Annotated in this window: 3 protein-coding genes; 2 read left to right on the top strand and 1 reads right to left on the bottom strand. The window is 34.1% G+C overall.

Features of this window, described 5'->3' with window-relative positions; translation table 11 throughout:
• The first annotated feature begins 428 nt into the window (after positions 1-428).
• Positions 429-1,127, top strand: a complete 699-nt coding sequence (locus tag ACP6PM_RS16415) for a Uma2 family endonuclease (RefSeq protein WP_426586426.1) — start codon at positions 429-431, stop codon at positions 1,125-1,127.
• Between the two features lie 200 nt (positions 1,128-1,327).
• Positions 1,328-2,284, top strand: a complete 957-nt coding sequence (locus ACP6PM_RS16410) for an Rpn family recombination-promoting nuclease/putative transposase (protein WP_426586427.1) — start codon at positions 1,328-1,330, stop codon at positions 2,282-2,284.
• Positions 2,285-2,432: 148 nt separating this feature from the next.
• On the opposite strand, the gene ACP6PM_RS16405 is transcribed toward ACP6PM_RS16410, so the two are convergent.
• The coding region (locus ACP6PM_RS16405) for a hypothetical protein (RefSeq protein WP_426586424.1) at positions 2,433-2,764 on the bottom strand (332 nt) is incomplete at its 5' end.

Below are 2,764 nucleotides of genomic sequence, written 5' to 3'. Positions count from 1 at the left end.
AAAATGATTTACAATTAGCAACATCTACCATCTACATAGAGTGAAAATTAATTATATTAGTGTATCTTTGTATTAGTTATGATAATTTGGCTTTTCAAGCGATCGCTTAAAAAATTATAGCGCTCTCCTAAATCAGTAGACACTATATATAGTGTCTTTGCGTAAGTCCTGTATTTATCAAGTTAAGCATGAATTGTTATCAGATTATCTGGTCTCAGAATTGAAATATCCTTCAATTAAAATGAAACTTGTTTAACTTGAATAACTGAAGTTTTTTTTAATTAAAACTCAAGCGATTGCTGACGCAAAGCTCCGCTAACGCACAAAACTATAGTGAAGATCGCCAAAATTACTATACACTATATATAGTGTCTTTGCGTAAGTCCTGTATAATATAGTTAGCCTAAAAAACTTAATGGTGACATAGTATGGTAAAAGAATTAACTACCGATACCAAACCAGAAATTATTTACCCAGATAGTGACGGTCAACCAATGGCAGATAATACAAAACAATTTCGCTGGATAGTCACTATCAAAGAAAACCTAGAAATTTTATTTGCCCAAGTTCCTGATGTATTCGTCGCTGGAGACTTGCTCTGGTATCCCGTGGAAGGCGATAATAAAACTCGTATTGCTCCCGATGCTATGGTGGTTTTTGGCAGACCCAAAGGTGAACGCGGCTCTTATAAACAGTGGGAAGAGGAAAATATTGTACCCCAGGTGGTATTTGAGATTTTGTCTCCAGGAAATACTCCCAAAGAAATGAGGAAGAAACTACAATCTTATGATGATTATGGAGTTGAAGAATATTATGTTTATGACCCCGAGCGTATAAATTTTACAGGTTCAATTAGAGTTGGGGAAGGCTTAAAAACAATAGAAGAAGTAGATGGTTGGGTGAGTCCTCGTTTGGGTATTCGCTTTCAACTCACACCAGAAACTTTGGAAATATATCGACCAGATGGGAGAAAATTTCTGACTCCTGTAGAGCTAGACCAAGCTAGGGAACAAGCAGAACAACGTGCTGATCGGGAACAACAACGTGCTGACCGGGAACAACAACGTGCTGACCGACTAGCAGACTTACTCAGAGAAAGAGGTATTGACCCCGATCGAATCTTGTAGGTTTTAGCTACTGGATAATTGATAATTGATAATTGATAATTGATAATTAATCCTCAGAGGTTTAAAACCTCTCCTTTTAAAGAGATAGTTTTAATTATCCATTATTAATTAATGAAGATAAATACGCACCGGACATGATATTACTTGTTTTATGTAGATTTTTGAGAATTAGTAAAAATTAACTAGGAGGTTAAATGACCATGAGATTTATTAGTCCAAAAATTGATTATGCTTTTAAGAAAATCTTCGGTTCTGATGAAAGTCAAGACATATTAATTAGCTTTCTGAACGCCATTATTTATGAGGGGAAAAACAAAATTAAATCTCTGGAAATTATCGACCCCTATAACCCCGGTCAAGTTGAAATTTTAAAGGATAGTTTTTTGGATGTTCGGGCAGTTTTAGACAATAAGTCAACAGTTATTATTGAGATGCAAGTTGCTAACGTGGCAGGTTTTGGAAATCGTGTGGTTTATAATGCGGCCAAAATTTACTCAAACCAGCTAAGATCGGGAGAAGATTATCCAGAGATTAGACCAATAATAGCTTTAACAATTATGGATTTTCTCATGTTTCCAAACACGGAAAGATTGATTACTGACTTTGTTTTAAAAGAGAAATCAGAAAATTTTGAATATACTGAAGAGCAAATGGGTTTTGTATTTGTGGAGTTGCCGAAATTTAAGAAGAATTTGTCTGAATTAGAGACTTTAACAGATAAGTGGATTTATTTTATTAAAGAAGCAGCTATTTTGGAGGAAATACCAACTTCTTTAAGGGAAGTTCCCGAAATAGAAAAAGCTCTCAATATTGCCAACCGCGCTAATTTAACTCCTCAAGAATTGGAAAAATTGCACGGACAAGAAACCTTGCTTCGAGACCGTCGCGGTCAAATTGCTTTTGCTAAACAACAAGGAGAAAAGAAAGGAGAAAAAAAAGGAGAAAAGAAAGGAGAAAAAAAAGGCAGAATTAAGGAGGCGATCGCTCTGATAATTCGTCTACTGAAAAAGCGTTTTGGTGAAACTCCAGAGAATCTTAAAAATCAGTTGTTAGATTTGTCTTTGGAAGAATTAGAAAATTTGAGCGAGGAGATTTTTGATTTTACTACTTTCGACGATTTATCGAATTGGTTGACAAAGAAGCAACAGTCAAAGTAAATAATTAATAATTAATAATTAATAATTGCTTCTTCTGTAATAGAAGGATTGACTAAAAGAATTTTTTTCTGTTTTCTCTATCAATGGAGAGGCTCTATCCCTAAATTTTTCGGTAATTCTCCTAACTCCTAAATTCTCAACCCTACCTTTATGACTTTTCTATTTCCTTTGATGAATCTTGGAAACTTTCTTTTAGTTCTGTTGATATATCTTCAATATGAGATTTAAAATATTCATCAAATGTTGGCATTTTTCCAAATTTATCCAATATTTCTTCTTCTAATATTTTATAACTTTCATCGTAAGTCAAACTAATAGCAGGTAGATATTTAGCTGTATTTATTTTATTTATCTCACCAATTTTCATTACAGCATGAGACTTTTTAGGTAAGGATTCAGGTGAGAGCGATCGCACTCTGGGTTTGATGAAGGGAAATACCAGAAATATTCCCTCCCTCGACAAAAAAACAAACTTAGGAT

Source organism: Dapis brunnea BLCC-M229, assembly GCF_050015995.1.
GTDB lineage: Bacteria > Cyanobacteriota > Cyanobacteriia > Cyanobacteriales > Microcoleaceae > Trichodesmium.
Note: the sequence above shows the minus strand (reverse complement) of the source record. Positions and strands in the feature narration are given on the sequence as shown.